Origin of the sequence: Nocardioides flavescens, from assembly GCF_009823805.1 — a bacterium.
Taxonomy (GTDB): Bacteria; Actinomycetota; Actinomycetes; order Propionibacteriales; family Nocardioidaceae; genus Nocardioides; species Nocardioides flavescens.
Map to the genome: position 1 here is coordinate 57,509 of NZ_WUEK01000008.1, position 21,201 is coordinate 78,709.

Annotated in this window: 17 protein-coding genes; 15 read left to right on the forward strand and 2 right to left on the reverse strand. The window is 72.3% G+C overall.

The window, feature by feature from the left end:
• The first annotated feature begins 23 nt into the window (after window positions 1–23).
• The 8 genes from gcvT to GRQ65_RS13710 all read left to right on the forward strand — a co-directional run bounded on the left by gcvT (window position 24) and on the right by GRQ65_RS13710 (window position 7,949).
• Window positions 24–1,142 carry a glycine cleavage system aminomethyltransferase GcvT gene (gene gcvT, locus GRQ65_RS13675; protein WP_160878540.1) on the forward strand — a complete coding sequence of 373 codons (1,119 nt, stop codon included), beginning with the start codon at window positions 24–26 and terminating at the stop codon, window positions 1,140–1,142.
• 2 nt (window positions 1,143–1,144) lie between these two features.
• A complete protein-coding gene (locus GRQ65_RS13680) occupies window positions 1,145–1,399 on the forward strand; it encodes a hypothetical protein (protein WP_337191718.1) in 255 nt (84 codons plus the stop codon).
• A 132-nt stretch (window positions 1,400–1,531) separates the two neighbouring features.
• Window positions 1,532–1,864: a VOC family protein gene (locus GRQ65_RS13685; RefSeq protein WP_160878541.1), complete on the forward strand. Its 333-nt coding sequence runs from the start codon at window positions 1,532–1,534 to the stop codon at window positions 1,862–1,864.
• Window positions 1,865–2,002: 138 nt separating this feature from the next.
• Complete coding sequence (locus GRQ65_RS13690) at window positions 2,003–2,869, forward strand: PhzF family phenazine biosynthesis protein (RefSeq protein WP_160878542.1); 867 nt, start codon at window positions 2,003–2,005, stop codon at window positions 2,867–2,869.
• 23 nt (window positions 2,870–2,892) lie between these two features.
• Entirely contained in the window at window positions 2,893–3,702 is an 810-nt protein-coding gene (locus tag GRQ65_RS13695; RefSeq protein ID WP_160878543.1) for a thymidylate synthase, read from the forward strand.
• A gap of 13 nt (window positions 3,703–3,715) precedes the next feature.
• A complete protein-coding gene (locus GRQ65_RS13700; RefSeq protein WP_160878544.1) occupies window positions 3,716–4,189 on the forward strand; it encodes a dihydrofolate reductase in 474 nt (157 codons plus the stop codon).
• A 41-nt stretch (window positions 4,190–4,230) separates the two neighbouring features.
• Window positions 4,231–5,124 carry a 4-hydroxy-tetrahydrodipicolinate synthase gene (gene dapA, locus GRQ65_RS13705; protein WP_160878545.1) on the forward strand — a complete coding sequence of 298 codons (894 nt, stop codon included), beginning with the start codon at window positions 4,231–4,233 and terminating at the stop codon, window positions 5,122–5,124.
• A 398-nt stretch (window positions 5,125–5,522) separates the two neighbouring features.
• A complete protein-coding gene (locus GRQ65_RS13710) occupies window positions 5,523–7,949 on the forward strand; it encodes an immune inhibitor A domain-containing protein (protein ID WP_160878546.1) in 2,427 nt (808 codons plus the stop codon).
• 97 nt (window positions 7,950–8,046) lie between these two features.
• On the opposite strand, the gene GRQ65_RS13715 is transcribed toward GRQ65_RS13710, so the two are convergent.
• Window positions 8,047–8,475 carry a hypothetical protein gene (locus tag GRQ65_RS13715; RefSeq protein WP_160878547.1) on the reverse strand — a complete coding sequence of 143 codons (429 nt, stop codon included), beginning with the start codon at window positions 8,473–8,475 and terminating at the stop codon, window positions 8,047–8,049.
• 91 nt (window positions 8,476–8,566) lie between these two features.
• On the opposite strand from GRQ65_RS13715, the gene GRQ65_RS13720 reads away from it, so the two are divergent.
• From GRQ65_RS13720 to GRQ65_RS13740, 5 genes are all read left to right on the forward strand, one after another.
• Window positions 8,567–11,359: an FtsK/SpoIIIE family DNA translocase gene (locus tag GRQ65_RS13720; protein WP_160878548.1), complete on the forward strand. Its 2,793-nt coding sequence runs from the start codon at window positions 8,567–8,569 to the stop codon at window positions 11,357–11,359.
• Window positions 11,359–13,128, forward strand: coding sequence for a RodZ domain-containing protein (locus tag GRQ65_RS13725; RefSeq protein WP_160878549.1), 1,770 nt, complete (start codon window positions 11,359–11,361; stop codon window positions 13,126–13,128). The genes GRQ65_RS13720 and GRQ65_RS13725 overlap by 1 nt, the downstream gene beginning before the upstream one ends.
• 38 nt (window positions 13,129–13,166) lie before the next feature.
• A complete protein-coding gene (rimO, locus tag GRQ65_RS13730; protein WP_202388108.1) occupies window positions 13,167–14,540 on the forward strand; it encodes a 30S ribosomal protein S12 methylthiotransferase RimO in 1,374 nt (457 codons plus the stop codon).
• The gene (gene pgsA, locus GRQ65_RS13735) at window positions 14,537–15,178 is read left to right on the forward strand and encodes a CDP-diacylglycerol--glycerol-3-phosphate 3-phosphatidyltransferase (protein WP_337191721.1); all 642 of its coding nucleotides are present in this window, start codon (window positions 14,537–14,539) and stop codon (window positions 15,176–15,178) included. The genes rimO and pgsA overlap by 4 nt, the downstream gene beginning before the upstream one ends.
• Before the next feature lie 133 nt (window positions 15,179–15,311).
• Window positions 15,312–18,077 carry an ExeM/NucH family extracellular endonuclease gene (locus GRQ65_RS13740; protein WP_160878550.1) on the forward strand — a complete coding sequence of 922 codons (2,766 nt, stop codon included), beginning with the start codon at window positions 15,312–15,314 and terminating at the stop codon, window positions 18,075–18,077.
• 21 nt (window positions 18,078–18,098) lie between these two features.
• Here GRQ65_RS13740 and GRQ65_RS13745 read toward each other — a convergent pair whose 3' ends face one another.
• A complete protein-coding gene (locus GRQ65_RS13745; RefSeq protein WP_160878551.1) occupies window positions 18,099–19,886 on the reverse strand; it encodes a glycoside hydrolase family 15 protein in 1,788 nt (595 codons plus the stop codon).
• Between the two features lie 76 nt (window positions 19,887–19,962).
• Between GRQ65_RS13745 and GRQ65_RS13750 the strand changes: the two genes are divergently transcribed.
• Both GRQ65_RS13750 and GRQ65_RS13755 read left to right on the forward strand, forming a co-directional pair.
• Window positions 19,963–20,448, forward strand: coding sequence for a CinA family protein (locus GRQ65_RS13750; protein ID WP_337191722.1), 486 nt, complete (start codon window positions 19,963–19,965; stop codon window positions 20,446–20,448).
• A 254-nt stretch (window positions 20,449–20,702) separates the two neighbouring features.
• Window positions 20,703–20,987 (forward strand): helix-turn-helix domain-containing protein, encoded by a 285-nt coding sequence (locus GRQ65_RS13755; RefSeq protein ID WP_160878552.1) that lies wholly within the window; start codon window positions 20,703–20,705, stop codon window positions 20,985–20,987.
• The last annotated feature ends 214 nt before the right edge of the window (window positions 20,988–21,201 follow it).

Genomic DNA, 21,201 nt, shown 5'->3' on the forward strand with positions numbered 1-21,201 from the left:
GATAGTCAGGGTAGGTTCGCCGCATGGACGGCCTGCTGACCTCTCCGCTGCACGAGCGGCACACCGAGCTGGGTGCGAAGTTCGCCGAGTTCGGCGGCTGGTCGATGCCGCTGGAGTACCCCACCGGCGTGGTCAAGGAGCACACCGCCGTGCGCGAGGCCGTCGGCGTCTTCGACGTCAGCCACCTCGGCAAGGTCGTCGTCTCCGGCCCCGGCGCGGCCGACTTCGTCAACCGCACGCTGAGCAACGACCTCGGCCGCATCACCCACGGCACCGCGCAGTACACCCTGTGCTGCGACGACCTCACCGGCGGCATCGTCGACGACCTGATCGTCTACCTCCACACCGACGAGCGCGTGCTGCTCGTGCCCAACGCCGCCAACTCCGCCGAGGTCGCGCGCCGCCTCGCCGAGGCCGCGCCCGAGGGTGTGACCGTGAGCGACCGCCACCGCGACTACGTCGTGCTGGCCGTCCAGGGCACCCGCTCCGACGAGCTGCTCGCCGCGGTCGGTCTGCCCGCCGGCCACGACTACATGACCTTCGTGGAGGCCGAGGCGCCCGGCGACCACGGCTCGCAGCAGGGCGTCGTGGTGTGCCGCACGGGCTACACCGGCGAGCGCGGCTACGAGCTCATCGCCGCCAACGAGGTCGCCGTCGCGCTGTGGGACGCGCTGCTCTCCGCCGGCGCGGACCTCGGCGTCACGCCGTGCGGCCTCGGTGCCCGGGACACCCTGCGCACCGAGATGGGCTACCCCCTCCACGGCCAGGACATCTCCCTCGACACCACCCCCAACGAGGCCCGCCTGGGCTGGGCGGTCGGCTGGGGCAAGGAGGCGTTCTGGGGCCGCGAGGTGCTGCTCAAGGAGCGCGAGGAGGGCCCGCGCCGCGTGCTGCGCGGCATCGTCTCCACCGGCCGCGCCATCCCGCGCCCGCACATGGGCGTCTCGCTCACCCCCGACGTGCTCGTCGGCGAGGTCACCTCCGGCACCTTCTCGCCCACGCTCAAGAAGGGCGTCGGCCTGGCGCTGGTCTCGAGCTCGGTCAACGCCGAGGCGGAGGTCGGCGTCGACGTCCGCGGGCGCCGCGAGGTCTTCCAGCTCAGCAAGCCGCCGTTCGTCGACACCAAGGTGCGGGAGTCCTGAGCGTGCTGCCCGACCAGCCCCCGACCTTCCGCCCGCCGACCGCCGCCGAGCGCCCCTGGTGGTGGCGCCTCGAGGACGCCTCCGGCGGCGTCGTCGAGGTCCCCGAGCCGTACGCCGACCAGCGCTTCGCCTCCCAGGGCGACGCCGAGTCCTGGGTCGGCGAGATCTGGGCCGAGCTCGCCGAGCACGACGTCGCCGCCGTCACGCTCCTCGAGCACGACCGGGTCGTCTACGGGCCCATGTCGCTCAGCGCCTGACTTCCTGCGCCCAGTGCGGGTGGTTTCGAGACGGTCCTAGCGGACCTCCTCAACCAGCGGTGGTCGAGTCACGGTGGTTGAGGAAGGCCGCTAGGCCTGTCTCGAAACCACTCCTCGCCGTACGGTCGACGGATGCTGCGACTCGGTGCCATCGTCCTGAACACCTCCGACACGAGCCGGGGTGCGGCGTTCTGGAGTGCGGCACTGGGCTGGGAGGCGGGGGCGAACCCCGACTTCCTCGCACCCGTCGACGGTGGTGAGGCCACCCACCTGCACCTCGACCGCAGCGACCGCACCCACCTCGACCTCTGGGTCGACAGCGCCGCCGAGCAGGAGGCCGAGGTCGAGCGGCTCGTGGGGCTGGGGGCGACCCGGCCCGCGTGGGACTACCCCGACGGCGCGGACTTCGTGGTCCTCGCCGACCCTGACGGCACGCTCTTCTGCGTGGTGGACCAGAGCGCGTGATCGCTGGAGTGGTTTCGAGACAGGACTTCGTCCTTCCTCAACCACCGACGTCAGCGGTCCCGGCACCGCGATCGGTGGTTGAGGAGGTCGTGCAACGACCGTCTCGAAACCACCGTCCTGGACCGGCAGGATGGGCGCATGACTGCGCTGCGCTTCACCCAGGTCGACGTCTTCGGGTCGGGGGAGGGTGAGGGGGTCGGGTACGGCACCAACGGCAACCCGGTGGCGGTGGTGCACGGGGCCGACGGACTGGACGACGAGCAGCTGCAGCGGTTCGCGCGGTGGACCAACCTGTCGGAGACGACGTTCCTGCTCGAGCCCACGACCGACGAGGCGGACTACCGGCTGCGGATCTTCACGCCGAGCCGCGAGCTGCCGTTCGCCGGCCACCCGACGCTCGGCTCGGCCCACGCGTGGCTCGAGGCCGGGGGAGTGCCGCGCGGTGACGGCAGCGGTGAGTCCATCGTCCAGGAGTGCGGCGCCGGGCTCGTCACCATCAGCCGCGGCGAGCGGCTCGCCTTCTCCGCGCCGCCGCTGCTGCGCGACGGCCCGCTCACCGACGCCGAGCTCGACCACGTGGTCCGCGTGCTGCGCATCGAGCGCGACGACGTCGTGGACAGCGCGTGGATCGACAACGGCCCCGGCTGGGTCGGGGTGCTGCTGCGCGACGCCGACGCGGTGCTCGCGCTCCGGCCCGACAACGCGGCGTTCGACGGCTGGGAGATCGGGGTGGTCGGGCCGACCGCGGAGGGCGGCGACCACGACGTCGAGGTGCGGGCGTTCGTGCCCGGCGACGGCATCGGCGAGGACCCCGTCACCGGCAGCCTCAACGCCGGCGTCGGCCAGTGGCTCGCGGGCAGGGCCCTGCCCGCGTCGTACGTCGCCGCGCAGGGCACGGTGCTCGGACGGCGTGGCCGCGTGCACGTCGAGCGGCGCGGCGACGAGGTGTGGGTGGGTGGTGCGACCCACACCACCGTGCGCGGCGAGGTGTCCCTCGGGGCGTGAGGGGCGAGGACTAGGGTCGGGGCGTGCAGCAGTACCTCGACCTCGTCCAGCGCATCCTCGACGAGGGCGTCGAGAAGTCCGACCGCACCGGCACCGGCACGCTGTCGGTCTTCGGCCACCAGATGCGCTTCGACCTGCAGGCGGGGTTCCCGCTGGTCACGACGAAGAAGGTGCACACGCGGTCGGTCTTCGCCGAGCTGCTGTGGTTCCTGCGCGGCGACACCAACGTGCGCTGGCTGCAGGAGCGCGGCGTCACGATCTGGGACGAGTGGGCCGACGCGGACGGAGACCTCGGTCCGGTCTACGGCTACCAATGGCGCTCGTGGCCGGCCCCCGACGGCCGTCACGTGGACCAGGTCGCGCAGGTGCTCCAGCAGCTGCGCGCCGACCCCGACTCGCGGCGGCACGTGGTCAGCGCCTGGAACGTCGCCGACGTCCCCGACATGGCGCTCGCGCCCTGCCACACGATGTTCCAGTTCTACGTCGCGCCGCAGGCGGACGGGCCGGGCCGGCTCAGCTGCCAGCTCTACCAGCGCTCGGGCGACGTCTTCCTCGGCGTGCCGTTCAACATCGCCTCCTACGCCCTGCTGACCCACATGGTCGCCCAGGTCGTCGGGCTCGAGGTCGGCGACTTCGTGCACACCCTCGGCGACGCGCACCTCTACACCAACCACCTCGACCAGGCCCGCGAGCAGCTCACCCGCGACCCGCGACCGCTGCCCACACTTCGCCTCGACCCGAGCGTGACCGAGATCGACGCCTTCGACCTCGAGCACGTCGAGCTCGTCGGCTACGACCCCCACCCCGCCATCAAGGCGCCCATCGCGGTCTGAGGAGCGGACTCCCATGACCAAGCGCGTCGTCCTCGTCGCCGCCGTCGCCCGCAACGGCGTCATCGGCAACGGCCCCGACATCCCCTGGCACGTGCCCGGGGAGCAGGCGGGGTTCAAGGAGCTCACGATGGGCGACGTCCTCGTGATGGGGCGTACGACGTACGAGTCGATCGGGCGGCCGCTGCCCGGTCGCTCCACGATCGTGCTGACCCGCGACCGCGGCTGGTCGGCCGAGGGCGTGCGGGTCGCGCACAGCTTCACCGACGCGCTCGCCCTGGCGACCACGCTGCCGGGCGACGTCTCGGTCGTGGGCGGCGGTCAGGTCTACGCCGCGGCGATGCCGTTCGCCAAGGAGCAGGTCATCAGCGAGATCGACCTCGAGCCCGAGGGTGACGTCTTCTACCCCGACTTCGACCGGCGCCAGTGGATCGAGAAGCACCGCGAGCACCACGAGGGATACGACCGGGTGTTCTGGGTCCGCGGGTGAGCCGTCGCCGCGCGGGTCACTCGCTGTAGGAGAATGGACCCATGAGCTCCGTCGACGCCCCCTTCGGCCGCCTGCTGACCGCGATGGCGACGGCGTTCAAGGAGGACGGCTCGGTCGACCTCGACGCCACCGCGGCCATCGCGACCCACCTGGTCGACCACGGCCACGACGGTGTCGTCGTGTCGGGCACGACCGGTGAGGCGCCCACCACCACCGTCCCCGAGGACGGCGAGATCCTCGCCGCGGTCAAGGACGCCGTCGGCGACCGCGCCACCGTCATCGCCGGTGTCGGCACCAACAGCACGAGCCACTCGGTCGAGCTCGCGCGCCAGGCCGAGAAGGTCGGCGCCGACGGCCTGCTCCTCGTGGCGCCGTACTACAACAAGCCCAGCCAGGGCGGCATCCTCCACCACTTCACCAGCGTCGCGACCGCCACCGACGTGCCGGTGATGCTCTACGACGTGCCGAGCCGGGTCGGCACCACCATCGCCCTCGACACCTACGCCGCGGCCATCGAGCTCGAGCCCGTCGTGGCGGTCAAGGACGCCGTCGGCGACCTCGCGCGCGGGGTCCGGCTGCGCGAGATGGGCTACGCCGTCTACTCCGGCGACGACGTCGCCAACCTCGCCTGGCTCGCTCACGGCGCCGCGGGCGTCGTCTCGGTCGTCGGCCACGTCGCCGGCGACGAGACCCGCGCGATGATCGACGCCTGGGACCGCGGCGACCACACCGAGGCGCTCGCCGTCTTCACCCGCCTGCTGCCCGCGATCGACGCCGTCATGGGCGTGGCCAACTACGGCGCGACCACCGCGAAGGCCGGGCTCGAGCTGCTCGGCGTCCTCGACAACCGCCGGGTCCGCGGCCCGCTCGTCCCGCTCGACGACGACGAGGTCGCCGCACTGCGCGCCGGCCTGGAGGCCTCCGGCCTGCTCTGAGGGGTCTACCTCGGCGGGAGTGGTTCCAGACAGGAATTCGTCCTTCCGCAACCACCGGGCAGGCGTGGTTTCGAGACAGGACTTCGTCCTTCCTCGACCACCGGGGGTGCGTCTCCCGCTCGCCACCGGCGCCGGTGGTTGAGGAGGTCGTGCAACGACCGTCTCGAAACCCCGGGCCCGCTTTCACACCAGTCACACGCGTCACAGGACGTGCGGTGACGCACCGACGTACGCCGGGTGGCGTCCCGCCGACGGGTCCGGAAACCGCCGGATCTTCGGCCCTTCACAAAGATGGGAGGACGGCCTAGGGTCCTCGGGACGGAGGAGTGGATGCGCTCGGGCATCTGCCGTTGAGCGCGGCACTTCAATCATCTCGGGATCGAAAGGAACCCTCTTCCGTGAGGTTCAAGAACGCTGGGCTGTGCCTGGCACTCGTGGCGGGACTCGGTGCCACCAGCGCCGCAGTCGTGCCGGCGGAGGCGGTCAGTGCGGCCGACCACGCCATCAAGGCCAAGAAGGCCAAGACCAAGACCGACCCGGCCGTGAAGTCGGACGCGCTGCCCAACCCGCTCGCCGACAAGCAGGCGGAGATGCGGCAGGACGCGGTCGCCGACGTCATCAGCGGTGACAAGGCGGCGCGCAAGATCGCCGGCGCCGAGGTCGTCAAGGTCGGCAAGAAGCCCGGCCCGAACGGCCAGGGCGAGGTCGACCAGTACGTCCCGCTCGCCAACGAGAAGACCGACCGGGTCTTCACTCTGCTCGTGGAGTTCGGCAACCAGCGTCACCCGAACTTCCCCGACCAGGACACCGTCCCGGGGACGCCGGGCCCGTCGCGGTTCAACGGCCCGCTCTTCAACGAGATCCCCAAGCCCGCCGCGGACGACAACTCGACCGGCTGGCAGCCGAACTACAACAAGGCCTACTACAACAAGCTGTACTTCGGCACCGGCAGCAACGTCGAGTCGCTGAAGACCTACTACGAGAAGCAGTCCTCGGGCCGCTACTCCATCTCGGGCTCGGTCACCGACATCGTCAAGGTGCCCTACAACGAGGCGCGCTACGGCCGCTCGCTGAACGGCATCGTCGACGGTCGCCCGTGCACCGTGACCTCGAGTGCCTGCGCCAACGTGTGGGCCCTCATCACCGACGGCATGAACGCCTGGAACGCCAAGCAGAAGGCCGCCGGTCGCACCGACGCCCAGATCGCCGCGGACCTCGCGACCTACGACAAGCTGGACCGCTACGACTTCGACGGTGACGGCGACTTCAACGAGCCCGACGGCTACATCGACCGCTTCCAGATCGTCCACGCGGGCGGCGACGAGGCCGACGGCGACCCGTACCAGGGCGAGGACGCCATCTGGAGCCACCGCTGGTACGCCAACTACCAGAACGAGGGCGTGACCGGTCCGTCGTTCAACAAGCTCGGCGGCAACCAGATCGGCAACTCCGGCATCTGGGTCGGCGACTACACGGTCGGCCCCGAGAACGGCGGCCTGTCGGTGATCGCCCACGAGTACGGCCACGACCTCGGTCTGCCGGACCACTACGACACCCAGGCCTCGGGCGACAACCCGGTGAGCTGGTGGACGCTGATGGCGCAGAGCCGCCTCTCGGCGACCGGCGACCAGGGCCTCGGCACCCACCCGGGTGACCTCGGCGTGTGGGACAAGCTGCAGCTCGGCTGGCTCGACTACGAGACCGTCGTCGCGGGCGACAAGCAGAAGATCGACCTCGGCCCCCACGAGTACAACTCCGCCAAGCCCCAGGGCGTCGCGGTCGTGCTGCCCGACAAGCAGGTCACCACGGACCTCATCGCTCCCGCCTCCGGCTCCAAGCAGTGGTGGAGCGGCCAGGGCGACAACTACGACTCGTCCATGTCGCGCACGATCTCGGTGCCCGCGGCCGGCGGCACGCTGAGCCTCAAGGCGGCCTACAACATCGAGGAGGGCTACGACTACGCCTTCATCGAGGTCGAGAGCCCCGCGGGCTCCGGCAACTGGGTCGCCCTCGACGAGTCGGCCCTCGACCCCGACGGCGCCGCCGGGATCGACGGCACCAGCCCGACCTACAAGGCCGCCAGCTGGGACCTCGCGCCGTACGCCGGCAAGAACATCGGGCTCCGCGTCCGCTACGCCACCGACGGTGGCGTGCAGGGCAACGACCCCGACCTCGGCTGGGCGGGCATCTTCGTGGACGACATCAAGGTCGTCTCCGGCTCGCAGACGGTGTTCGAGGACGGCGCGGAGACCTCGCCCAACGGGTGGACGCTCGACGGCTTCCAGTCGATCGGCTCCGGCTTCACCCAGGCCTACGACCAGTTCTACCTGGCGAGCTACCGCTCCTACACGAGCTACGACAAGTACCTCAAGACCGGGCCCTACAACTTCGGGTTCCCGGCCAAGCCGGACTTCGCCGAGAAGTTCCCCTACCAGGACGGCCTGCTCGTCAACTACTGGGACACCTCGTACGCCGACAACAACACGAGCGTGCACCCCGGTGGCGGTCTGGTGCTGCCGATCGACGCCAACCCCAAGGTGATGTACAACCTCGAGGGCGTGCCGTGGCGCGGTCGCATCCAGAACTACGACGCGCCGTTCTCCCTGCAGAAGTCGGACTCGTTCACGCTCCACGTGAACGGCAAGGCGAGCTACGTCCGCGGACAGAACGCTCAGCCCCTGTTCGACGACACCAACCCCAACCGGTACTACGCGCCGTTCGCGGCCGCCGGTCTCGAGCGGGTCGGTGTGAAGGTCGCCGGTGCCGGCGTCCGCATCAAGGTGCTGAACCAGGGCAACAGCAGCATGACGATCCGCGTCTACTGAGGCAGGTCCTGACGCAGGTCTGACGCAGGTCTGAACAGGAGGGGCCGGGAGCGAGAGCTCCCGGCCCCTTCGTCGTCCCGGCCCGTCCCTGCCCGTCTCAGTCGGCGACGCTCAGGTCGGTCACCTGGAGCGGCACGGGCTCACCGGGGCCGGGGTCGCTGCCCTTCACCGCGGTGCCGGTGACCGTGACCTGGGTGCCGGGCTCCAGATCGACGCCAACCAGGAGCCACTTCACGCCATTGGTGTCCGTCAGCAGGACTCCTGCCGGCTCGACGGAGACGACGCCGCTCAGCCGCACCTTGGTGAAGCCGTCCGACGGCGAGCTGGGCGGTGCGGTCGGCGGTGCGAGCGTGGGGAGCGTCGGTGGGGGAGTGGGGTCGGAGGAGGTGCTCACGTCGGCAGAGGTGCCCGCCGGAGCGTCCCGGTCACCGCAGCCGGCGGCGCCCAGGCCGACGCCGAGGACGGCGCCCACCAGCAGAGGGGACAGCAGCGGGGACAGGACGGTGGTGCGGACCCGAGACGTCATGCCGGTCCGACGTAGGACGGGCCGCCGCGGCTCCCGACACGCACTCGTGAGGTTCGTGTGACTGGAGTGACTGAGGGCCTAAGTTGGGACCATGGCGACCCGTACGTCTTCCCCGGCGGGTTCGCGCAGTGGCGGCACCTCCTCGTCGAAGGCCTCCGGGCCCCCCGGCAAGGACCGTTCCGACACTGCTCGAGCCCGCAGCACGCGTTCCACCAGCCGCACCACGCGCGCCGCGAGCCCGGCTGCCCGTGCGCGCGCGACCGGCCCCACGCGCAAGACGGCGGCCAAGGGCGCCGCGAAGAAGACGACCGCCAAGAAGTCCACCGCGCGCCGCAGCCCGGCCACCCGCCCGGCGCCGCGTGCGGTGCGCACCGGCCGCGGACCGATCGCGCGGCTCTTCGACCTCGTGCTGCGCGGTCTGGTGCAGGTGTGGCTCGGCGTCGCCCACGGCGTCGGTGCCGTGGCCCGCGGCATCGGCCACGGCGCGCGCGAGCTCGACCCCGAGCACCGCCGCGACGGTGTGGGGCTCTTCGTGCTCGCGGTGGCCCTCGTCAGCGCCGCGGCCGTGTGGTTCCAGCTCGGCGGCCCCGTCATGGGTGCGGTCCGCGTCGCCGTCACCGGCACCGTCGGCACCGTCGGGTGGCTCGTCCCGCTCGCGCTCGCCGTCGTCGGCTGGCGCAACCTGCGCGACCCGATCCACAACGGCCCGGCCGGCCGTCAGGTCATCGGCTGGGGCGCGCTGGCCCTCGGTGCGCTCGGCACGGTCCACATCGCCCAGGGCAACCCGCAGCCCGTCCGCGGCGACGCCGGACCGCTGCGCGAGGGTGGCGGCGCCATCGGCTACGTCACGTCCTCGCTGCTGCTCGACCTGCTCCGCACGCCGTACGTCGTCGTGCCGGTACTGCTGCTCGTCGCGTTCTTCGGCGTGCTGGTCATCACCGGCACCCCGCTCTACCAGGTGCCGGCGCGCCTCGCCGAGATCCGCGACCGCGCGCTGGGCCGTCACCACGACGACCACGACGGCTACGACGGTGACGGCTACGACGACGAGATGACCGAGGCGCTCAAGCCGAAGGGTCGCAACCGCCGCCAGGAGCGCGACCTCGACGAGATCGACCCGCTCATGGGCGACCCGGCGTACGACACGCCGATCCTCGAGGACCGCGAGATGAAGAAGCGCCGCAAGCGGCGCGACACCACCGCCGAGGACACCCAGCCCTCGGCCGCCTCGCTGCCTGTGGTCGAGGAGCCCTCGATCGACGCCTGGGTCGACCCGGAGCCGGCCGCGACCCCGGTGCCGGTGGCGATGCCGGTCGCGATGCCGGTCGCCGAGGTCGAGGACACCAGCGCCGAGCTCGAGCCGCCGCCGCACACGCCGCTGCCCGACCGCGTCGAGCAGCTCGCCCTCTCGGGCGACGTCGTCTACCACCTGCCGAAGAACGAGCTGCTCAAGCCCGGCTCGGTGCACAAGGCGAAGTCGAAGGCCTCCGACGAGATCGTCGACCGGCTCACGACCGTGCTCGACGAGTTCGGCATCGACGCCCAGGTCACCGGTTACACCCGCGGCCCGACGGTCACCCGCTACGAGGTCGAGCTCGGCTCGGCGGTGAAGGTCGAGAAGGTCACCGCGCTGTCGAAGAACATCTCCTACGCCGTCGCCTCGGCCGACGTCCGCATCCTCAGCCCGATCCCCGGCAAGTCTGCGATCGGCATCGAGATCCCCAACCTCGACAAGGAGATCGTCTCCCTCGGCGACGTGCTCCGCTCGGGCACGGCCCGCTCCGACCACCACCCGATGGTCGCCGGGCTCGGCAAGGACGTCGAGGGCGGTTTCGTGGTCGCCAACCTCGCGAAGATGCCGCACCTGCTGGTGGCCGGCGCCACCGGCTCGGGCAAGTCGTCGTTCATCAACTCGATGATCACCTCGGTGCTCATGCGGGCCACGCCCGACGAGGTGCGGATGATCATGGTCGACCCCAAGCGGGTCGAGCTCAACGCCTACGAGGGCGTGCCCCACCTGATCACCCCGATCATCACCAACCCCAAGAAGGCCGCCGAGGCGCTCGCCTGGGTCGTGCGCGAGATGGACATGCGCTACGACGACCTGGCGAACTTCGGGTTCCGCCACATCGACGACTTCAACAAGGCGGTGCGGGCCGGCAAGGTGCAGGTGCCGCCGGGCAGCGAGCGCGAGCTCTCGCCGTACCCCTACCTGCTGGTCATCGTCGACGAGCTCGCCGACCTCATGATGGTCGCCCCGCGCGACGTCGAGGACGCCGTCGTGCGCATCACCCAGCTCGCGCGCGCCGCGGGCATCCACCTGGTGCTCGCGACCCAGCGACCCTCCGTCGACGTCGTGACCGGTCTCATCAAGGCCAACGTGCCGTCGCGCCTGGCCTTTGCCACCTCCTCGCTCGCCGACAGCCGCGTCATCCTCGACCAGCCCGGCGCGGAGAAGCTGGTCGGCCAGGGCGACGGGCTGTTCCTGCCGATGGGTGCCTCGAAGCCGATCCGCGTGCAGGGCTCGTGGGTGACCGAGGCCGAGATCGCCGCGGTCGTGCAGTTCACCAAGACCCAGCTCGAGCCGACGTACCGCGAGGACGTCACCGCGCCCGCCGCCAGCAAGCGCGAGCTCGACGACGACATCGGTGACGACCTCGAGCTGGTCATCCAGGCCGTCGAGCTCGTCGTGTCGACGCAGTTCGGGTCGACCTCGATGCTGCAGCGCAAGCTGCGCGTCGGCTTCGCCAAGGCGGGCCGGCTGATGGACATCCTCGAGAGCCGTGGCGTGGTCGGACCCAGTGAGGGGTCCAAGGCGCGTGACGTGCTGGTCAAGCCCGACGAGGTGGACGCCGTGATCATGACGCTGCAAGGGGAGCTGTGATGACCGACCAGATGAGCACCGAGACGACCGAGCCCACGGACGCCGACCGGATCGCGCTCGACGAGCGTCCCGACGCGAGCTGGCAGTTCGTGCCCGACCGTGCGGGCGACCCTGCCGCGGACCGTGCGGCCGACCCAGAGCGCGCCGAGGGTCACGACGACGAGCCCGAGGCCGGTGAGGTCGTCGTACGCCGCAACGGCGTGCTCTCGCTCCTCGTCGCGGCGCTGAGCGCGCTGCTCTCCGCGGCCTACTTCGCGCGTGCCGCGACCGCCACGGGCGGCGGGGGGTTCGTCGACTGGGCGCTGTGCCTCGGCCTGGCCGCGCTGACCTGGGCCTTCGTGTTCAGCTTCCTCGACTCCCGGATGCCGCTGCTGGTCGCCGACTCGCACGGCATCCGCATCCGGCTCGGCCGCACCTGGCGCGGGATGGCGTGGAGCGACCTCGAGGAGGTCGAGCACCTGCCGCGCCGCGGGCTGCTGCGCGACGGGCGCCTCACGCTCTTCCCGCGTGAGGTCGACGGCGAGCTCGCGCTCCTCGGTCCCGCCGGCCAGCGCCACGCCCGTCTCACCGACAAGATGTTCGGTGCGCCCTTCGCCGTGCCGCTCGGGCTGACCACCCGGGTGCGGGGCGCCCGCCGCGACCTGACCGGAGCGCTGAGCGCGCTGGCCGCCGGTCGCTGCGAGATCGTCGAGGTCGTGCCGCCGGTCGCCGAGGAGGCGCCGGCGGGCGACCTGTCGGACTACTACGAGGACGACTCCACCGCGGAGCGCGCCGCCGTCGACGGCTCTGTGGAGGACACCGCCGAGTCGGTCTTCGCCCGACCCGCCGCCCGGCCCTCGGACGAGCCGGAGGACACCCTCCCGCGCGTCGTCGCGAGCGCCACCCCCGCGCCCGCGCGCGAGCCGAGCCGCGCCGTACGCGCCGACGTCGCGGCCTCGCCGCGCCCGGAGCCGGAGCTCACCCAGCCCCTGGCGATCCCGGCGCAGACCGCCGCCCCGGTCGCGCCGTACGCCGCCACCGAGGTGATCGGCGACCTCGCCGACCTGCCCGTGGTCGACCCCGTCATCGGCCCCGAGCTCGCCGCGGCGCGCACCCGGCTGCGGCTGTCGGTCGACCAGCTCGCCGAGCGCACCCGCATCCGCCCGCACGTGATCGAGGCGATCGAGCTCGACGACTTCGCCCCGTGCGGTGGCGACTTCTACGCCCGTGGCCACCTGCGCACCCTCGCCCGAGTGCTGGGCCTCGACGCGGCGCCGCTGCTCGCGGAGTACGACGAGCGTTACGCCGATGCGCCCATCGACCCCCGCCGGGTCTTCGAGGCGGAGCTGGCCGTCGGGCGCGGCAAGCCGATCCGCGGCACCCGCGGCGGCCCGAACTGGTCGGTCCTCGTCGCCGCGGTGATGACGGTCGTGCTCGCGTGGTCGGTCGCCCGCCTGATCATGGACGAGCCCGCGGCGGTCTCGCCGGCCGCGCCGAGCCTGGCCAACGGCTCGGCGGGCCTCACGTCGGGCAGCACCAAGACGGCGGCGCCCGTGCCGGTCGTGGTCTCCGCCGCCGGCGGCGGTGCCCGGGTCGTCGTGCGCGACGGCACCGGCAAGGTCGTGTTCACCGGCTCGCTCGCCTTCGGTCAGGCCCGCACGCTGCAGGTCTCGCCGCCGGTGCGTGTGCAGTCCTCCGACGGCTCCACCGAGATCACCGTCGACGGCCAGGAGCACGGCGCGCTGGGTCAGACCGGCAAGCCGGCCCAGGACGTCTTCACGGTTCGGTAGTTGCGCGCCCGCCTGCGATACTCGACCGAGTGAGTCAGCTGTCGGTCGCCCTCGTCACCCTCGGGTGCGCACGCAACGAGGTCGACTCCGAGGAGCTCGCCGGGCGGCTCGCCGCCGACGGGTTCCGGCTGGTCGAGGATCCCGCCGAGGCCGACACGGTCCTGGTCAACACCTGCGGCTTCGTCGAGCAGGCCAAGAAGGACTCCGTCGACGCGCTGCTCGAGGCCGCCGACCTCAAGACCGGTGACGGGTCCGGGCCGAGCTCGGTCGTGGCGGTCGGCTGCATGGCCGAGCGGTACGGCGCCGAGCTGGCCGACTCGCTGCCCGAGGCCGACGCGGTGCTCGGCTTCGACGACTACCCCGACATCGGGGCCCGGCTGCGCGCGATCGTGGCGGGGGAGCAGCACACGCCGCACGTGCCCGCCGACCGCCGCAAGCTCCTGCCGATCTCGCCGGTGGACCGGCAGGCGGCGCGAGAAGCGGAGCGGCCGCCCGTCCCCGAGCAGGTCCGCTCGCGGCTGACCACCGGTCCGACCGCGCCGCTCAAGCTCGCCTCGGGCTGCGACCGGCGCTGCACCTTCTGCGCGATCCCGGCGTTCCGTGGCTCCTTCGTGAGCCGGCGCCCTCACGACGTGCTCGCCGAGGCCGGCTGGCTCGCCGCCGACGGGGTCAAGGAGCTGTTCCTCGTCTCCGAGAACTCCACCTCCTACGGCAAGGACCTCGGCGACCTGCGCCTGCTCGAGACGCTGCTGCCCGAGCTCGCGGCCGTCGAGGGCGTCGAGCGGGTGCGCGTGTCCTACCTGCAGCCCGCCGAGCTGCGGCCCGGCCTGCTCGAGGCCATCGCCTCGACGCCCGGCGTCGCGCCGTACTACGACCTGTCCTTCCAGCACGCCAGCAACGCCGTGCTGCGCCGGATGCGGCGCTTCGGCGACCCCGAGAGCTTCCTGGGGCTGCTCGAGCGCATCCGCACGCTCGCACCGACGGCCGGCATCCGCTCCAACGTCATCGTCGGCTTCCCCGGCGAGACCGAGGCCGACTTCGAGACGCTGTGCGACTTCCTGGTCGACGCGTGCCTCGACGTGGTCGGCGTCTTCGGCTACTCCGACGAGGACGGCACCGAGGCCGCGTCGTACGACGACAAGCTGGGCGACGACGAGATCCGCGCCCGCGTGGCCCACCTGGGCGACCTCGTCGAGGAGCTCACCAGCCAGCGCGCCGAGGAGCGGGTCGGCGAGGTCGTCGACGTGCTCGTCGAGGAGGTCACCGACGTGGCGGTCTACGGCCGCGCGGCGTTCCAGGGCCCCGATGTCGACGGCACCACCGAGCTGATCCGCAGGGCCGAGGTCGGTGACGTCGTGCGCGCCCGGGTGATCGCGTCCGAGGGTGTCGACCTCGTGGCGGCGCCGCTGTGAGCCAGGATCCCGTGCAGCCGCCTGCGCCGACCCCGGTGAGCAACTTCAACCTGCCCAACCTGCTCACGACCCTGCGCATCGTGCTGGTGCCGTTCTTCGGCGCCGCGCTGCTCGTCGACGGCGGCGACTCGGCGGTGTGGCGCACGGTGGCCTACGTGATCTTCGCGGTCGCCATGATCACCGACAAGATCGACGGCGACATCGCCCGCGCACGCGGCCTGGTCACCGACTTCGGCAAGATCGCCGACCCGATCGCCGACAAGGCGATGACCGGCATGGCCTTCGTCGGCCTCTCGGTCATCGGCGACATCTGGTGGTGGGTCACGATCGTGGTGCTGATCCGGGAGTGGTCGGTGACGCTGCTGCGCTTGTCGGTGCTGCGTCGCATGGTCATCGCCGCCGACCAGCTCGGCAAGCTCAAGACCACCCTGCAGGTCGTCGCCCTCGGCGGCCTGGTCCTGCCGATGCGCGACCCCGACCTGCCCGGCTGGCTGCAGACCCCCGGCGACGTCCTCTTCTACGTCGCCCAGGTCTGCCTCGCCCTCGCCGTCGTGCTCACGATCGTCAGCGGCGCGCAGTTCTTCTGGCGGGTCTGGACCGAGCGTCACCAGCTCACCTCCGCCGCACCGTCGCGCTGAGGCGGGGACGGCCACGAGGCTCCGGGCCTCGACAGTCGAGGATCGCAGCCCCGCTGGTGACTGCAGTCCTCGACTGTCGGCGGACGGGGTTAGGGTCGGCCCGACCACGTCACACACTCTCGGGAGCTCCATCGTGACCAGATCGTCCCTGACTGCGCGCGCCCTGCGCGGCCTCGTCCTCTCACTCGCCGTGGCGGGGCTGCCCGCGATCGCGGCCTCGGCGCCCGCGCAGGCGGCCAGCAGCGGCCTCGTCGTGGCAGAGGTGTACGGCGCCGGGGGCAACTCCGGTGCGTCGTACGCCGCCGACTTCGTCGAGCTGCGCAACCTCGGCGCCACCACCGCGAGCCTCGACGGCCTCAGCCTGGTCTACCGCAGCGCCGGCGGGTCCGTCGGCGGCACGGTCGCCCTCGACGGCGGCACGGTGGCCCCCGGCGGCCGCTACCTCGTCCAGATGAGTGCGGCGGGCTCCAACGGCGCCGCGCTGCCGACCCCGGCGAAGGTGGCCGCGCCCGCGGTCTCGATGAGCTCGACGAGCGGCACGGTCGAGCTGCGCTCGGGCACGGTCGCGGTCGACCTGGTCGGCTACGGCTCGACAGCGACCGTCTTCGAGGCCCGCAACACCGGCGTCGACCTGTCGGCCACGCTCTCGGCACAGCGCTACGAGGGCGACCCCGACACCGACGACAACGCCGCCGACTTCACCGAGGCGCAGCCCACCCCGGGCGCGGCCGGACCGGCCCGCCCCACGCCGTACACGATCGCGCAGATCCAGGGTGACGGCGCCACGTCGCCGCTCGTCGGTCGCACCGTCTCGACCCAGGGTGTCGTGACCGCGCGCTACCCGACCGGCGGCTACGCCGGCTTCTACCTCCAGACCGGCGGCGCGCCCGACACCCCGGGCTCCGACGCGGTCTTCGTCTACGCCCCCGGGCTGCAGCCCGCGGACGTGCCCTTCCGGGGTGCCTCGGTCGAGGTCGCCGGCCGCGTCAGCGAGTTCAACGGCAGCACGCAGATCACGCTCTCCGGCGCGGCGGCTCCCGTCAGCCCCGGGCTGCCGGCCGTCACGCCGCTGTCGGTGCCGTGGACCGAGCTCGACACGGAGGCCGAGAAGGAGGCCCACGAGGGCGAGCTCGTCGCGCCGCAGGGCCCGTTCACCGTCACCGACAGCTACGCCACCGACCAGTACGGCGAGATCGGGCTCGCCGCGGGCACCACGCCGCTGCTGCAGCCCACGGACGTCGCCGACGCCCAGGGCAGCGGTGACGAGGCCGTCGCCGCCGACAACGCCCGCCGCAGGATCACCCTCGACGACGGCGCCTCGATCGACTTCCGCAACGCCGCCAACGTCGACACGCCCCTGAGCTGGCTGACCCCGACCACCCCGGTGCGCGCCGGTGCGCCGGTGACCTTCACCGGCCCGGTGGTGCTGGAGTACCGCAACGACCTGTGGAAGTTCCAGCCCGTGCGCCGCATCACGGGCGCCGGCTCGGCCACGGCCACCTTCGCCGACACGCGCACCGCCGCGCCGGCCGCCGTGGGCGGGGACATCCGGCTCGCGACGTTCAACGTGCTGAACTTCTTCCCGACGACCGGCGTCGAGTGGCAGGCCGCCGCGTCGGGCCGCTCGTGCAGCTACTACCGCGACCGCGACGGCGCTCCGACCACCGTCGACGAGTGCGCGCCGGACGGCCCCCGCGGGGCCGCCGACCAGGCCAACCTCACGCGCCAGCGCGGCAAGATCGTCAGCGCGATCAACCGACTCGGGGCCTCGGTCGTCTCGCTCGAGGAGATCGAGAACTCCGCCCACTTCGGCCAGGACCGCGACGCTGGCGTCGTCGCCCTGGTGACCGCTCTCAACGCCGCCGCCGGCGCCGGCACGTGGGCCTACGTGCCGTCCCCTCCCGCCTCCGAGCTGCCGCCGGTGGCTCAGCAGGACGTCATCCGCACGGCCTTCATCTACCGCCCGGCCGAGGTGTCGCCGATCGGCACCTCGCGCGTCCTCACCGGCTCGGCCGCGTTCGCGGACGCCCGGGAGCCGCTGGCCCAGGCCTTCCTGCGGCGTGGTGGCACCGACACCTTCAGCGTCGTCGTCAACCACTTCAAGTCCAAGCGCTCCGGCACGCCCGACCCGGACGGCCAGGGCGCCGGCAACGTCGAGCGCGTGGCGCAGGCCCGGGCGCTCGACGCCTTCGCGAAGGCCTTCGCCGCCGAGCGCGGCACCGCCGCGGTCTTCCTCACCGGTGACTTCAACGCCTACACCCAGGAGGACCCGGTGCAGGAGCTGACCGGCTCCGGCTGGACCAACCTGGAGTCGACCACCGCGCCGGGCCGTGACTGGTCCTACTTCTTCGGCGGGCTCGCCGGCTCCCTCGACCACGTCTTCGCCAACGCGGCTGCGCGGGCCATGGTGACCGGCGTCGACGTGTGGGACATCAACGCCGAGGAGCCCGTCGCCCTGGAGTACTCCCGCTACAACGGCAACACGACCCAGCTCTTCGAGCCCGGCACGCCCTACCGTGCCTCCGACCACAACCCCGAGGTGGTCGGCCTCCGCGCGCCTGCCGCGTCGACGCCCGCCACGGGCACCGGCACCGGCACGACCCCGGCGCTGGCGGTCCGCTCCACGACCGGTGTGAAGGCCGTGGGCAAGCGGCTGCGGGTCGACGGGCGTCGCGCCAAGCTCTCGATCAGCGTGAGCAGCACCGCCGCGGTCACCGGCACGGTGACGGTCCGGGTGCGCGGCCAGCGGACCCGGACGGTCACGCTGACCGGCGGCACCGCCACGGTGCGACTCGGTCGGTTCGCGCGAGCCGGGGCCAAGCGGGTCGTCGTCACCTACTCCGGCAGCAGCACCGTCCTCCCGAGCTCGGCCACCCTGAGGCTGCGCGTGCGGCGCTGAGCGTCGACGCGGGGGTGCGGGTCAGCCCCGCACGCCCGCGTCGCGCAGTCGCAGCGCGGCCTGCACGAGCGCGAGGTGGCTGAAGGCCTGCGGGAAGTTGCCGACCATCCGCTGCCCGACCGGGTCGTACTCCTCCGAGAGCAGCCCCACGTCGTTCACCAGTCCGACCAGGCGGTCGAAGAGCGCCACGGCGTCGTCGACGCGCCCGATCACGGCGTACGCCGAGACGAGCCAGAACGAGCAGGCGAGGAACGGGTGCTCGTCGCCGCTCAGGCCGTCCACGCCGCTCTTGGTGCGGTAGCGCAGCACGAGGCCGTTGCGCAGCAGCTCCTCCTCGACCACCCGCACGGTCCCGAGCAGGCGGGGGTCGTCGGGCTCCAGGAAGCCGACGAGGGCGAGCTGGAGCAGGGAGGCGTCGACCTCGGTGGTGGCGTAGTGCTGGGTGAAGCAGCCGCGCTCGGCGTCGAACCCGTGCTCGAGGACGTCGGCGCGGATGTCCTCGCGCAGCTCCCGCCACTGGGTCAGTGGTCCGGGCAGGTCGAACTCCTCCATCGCCCGCACCGCCCGGTCGACGGCGACCCAGATCATCACCCGCGAGTGCGTGAACTGCTGGGGCTCGCCGCGGATCTCCCACAGACCGTTGTCGGGGTCGCGCCAGTGCGTCGCGAGCTCCTCCACGAGGGCGCGCTGCAGGGGCCACGAGTGGTCGGGGTGCCCACCGGACCCCTCGGCCTCGCGCATCTTGGCGAGCGCCTCCATCACCTCTCCGAGCACGTCGTGCTGGACCTGGTCGACGGCGCCGTTGCCGATGCGCACGGGTCGTGAGTCGGCGTAACCGGGCAGGTGGTCGAGCGTGGTCTCGGGCAGGCGCCGCGAGCCGTCGACGGCGTACATGATCTGCATCTGCGCGGGGTCTCCGGCGATGGTGCGCAGTAGCCACTGGCGCCAGAGGTCCGCCTCCTCGGTGTAGCCCGCGTCGACGAGCGAGCCGAGGGTGAGAGCGGCGTCGCGCAGCCAGCAGAAGCGGTAGTCCCAGTTGCGCTCGCCCCCGAAGTCCTCCGGCAGCGACGTCGTCGGCGCCGCGACGATGCCGCCGGTCACCTCGTCGGTCATGAGCCGCAGCGTCAGCAGCGAGCGGGCGACGACGTCGGCGTGCGGGACGTCGCGCGGCGAGCCGGCCAGCCACGCCTCGTCGTCGGCGACCGTCGGCAGCACCTGGTCCGCGGCCGGACCGAGGCCCTCGGGCTGGACGTAGGAGGGGAACCACGTCATCGAGAAGACCAGCTCGTCGCCCTCGTGCACGTCGAACTCGTCGTTGTGGGAGCCGTCGCGCGCGACCGGCAGGCGCGGCCCGCGCAGGACGAGCTGGTCGGGCCCGCCGATCGCGGTGATCACGCGCTCGCCGTCGACGGTGAGCCGGCGCACCCACGGCTTCATCAGGCCGTAGTCGAGCCGCACGCGCCACTCGTGGCGCATCCGCACGGTGCCGCGCACGCCGCTGAGCTTGCGCACGACGTCGGCCCGGCCGTCGCCGCGCGGCATCAGGTCGGCGAGCGTGACCTCGCCCGTCGCCGTCGTGAACGTCGTCTCGAGCACGCTGGAGGCGCCGAGGTAGCGCCGGGTCGAGGTCCAGATGCCGTCCGGGACCAGCTGCCAGTGGCCGTGGTCATCGGTGCCGAGCAGTCCGGCCAGGCAGGCGGGGGAGTCGAACTGCGGCAGGCACAGCCAGTCGATCGATCCGTCGCGCCCGACCAGGGCCGCGGTGCGACGGTCGCCGATGAGGGCGTAGTCCTCGATGGGCAGGGCCATGTCCGCGAGCGTAGAGAAGCGCACCCAGCGGGGTGAGACGACACACGGGCTGGCTCATGCGTCCTAGGGTCGGGTCGTGGACGAGGTGGATCCGGAGCCGACGGTCAGGGTGCACGAGCTGCTGCAGCTGCGAGGGGAGACGGTCGCGACCGCCGAGTCCCTCACCGGCGGACAGCTCGCGGCGCTGCTCACGGCGGTGCCGGGCGCCTCGCGGTCCTACGTCGGGGGCGTGGTGTCGTACGCGACCTCGGTGAAGATCGAGGTCCTCGGCGTCCCGGCCGAGCTCGTCGAGAGCCACGGCGTCATCTCGGCCCCCTGCGCCTCGGCCATGGCCGCTCGGGTGGCCGCGGTGACCGGGGCCGTGTGGGGGCTCGCGACCACCGGGGTCGCCGGTCCCGACCCGCAGGAGGGCCACCCACCCGGCACGGTCTACGTCGGCATCGCGGGTCCCGAGGGGCCCACCGCCGTACGGCTCGAGCTGTCGGGTGAGCGTGCCGAGATCCAGGCCGCGACCTGCCGGGAGGCGCTCGGCCTGCTCACCGGCCAGCTGGGGAAGCGCTGATCAACGGCAGGGGCGGCGTCAGCCCCGCCCCAGCACGCACCCGAGCGGCTTCTCCTCGGTCGCCGTGCCTCCGGCACGGCTCCCTCGTCGGCACCACTCGTGCACGCACCGGGACGACGCTGACATCCACCCCCATTGACCAGCACTTCCCGCACCACCCGCGCCCGCGCTGTGGATGCGCCACGGGAAGAACCGGGGCTCCGGTAGCGTTGCGACCACGTCCCGGTTCCCGGGGTCCGACGAGGGAGACGCGCATGGTGCTGTTCCGCCGACTGCTCGGCGACGTGCTGCGCGCCCAGCGGATGCGCCGTGGGATGACGCTGCGCGAGGTCTCGGCCGAGGCGCGCGTGAGCCTGGGCTACATCTCCGAGATCGAGCGCGGACAGAAGGAGGCCTCCTCCGAGCTGCTCGCCTCGCTCTGCGCGGCCCTCGACATGCCGCTCTCGATCGTGCTGCGCGAGGTCTCCGACCTCGTGGCGCTCGAGGAGTCGCTCGTCGCTCCGGTCACCGGACCGGACGTCGTCCCCAGCGCCGCCTGATCCGACCGATCAAGTCGCCGGGGTCTTCTCCGGCCGCCTCGCCCTGGCCGGCTGGATCCCGTCGCTGGTCGAGGAGCAGGACAGGACAGTCGCTGGTTGAGGAGGCGCGCTGGCGCCGTCTCGAAACCACTCACACGTCACGTGGTTTCGGGACAGTCGCCAGCGCGACTTCCTCAACCACCGCCAGGAGGCTCGTCGTCGAGTCTCGACCCGC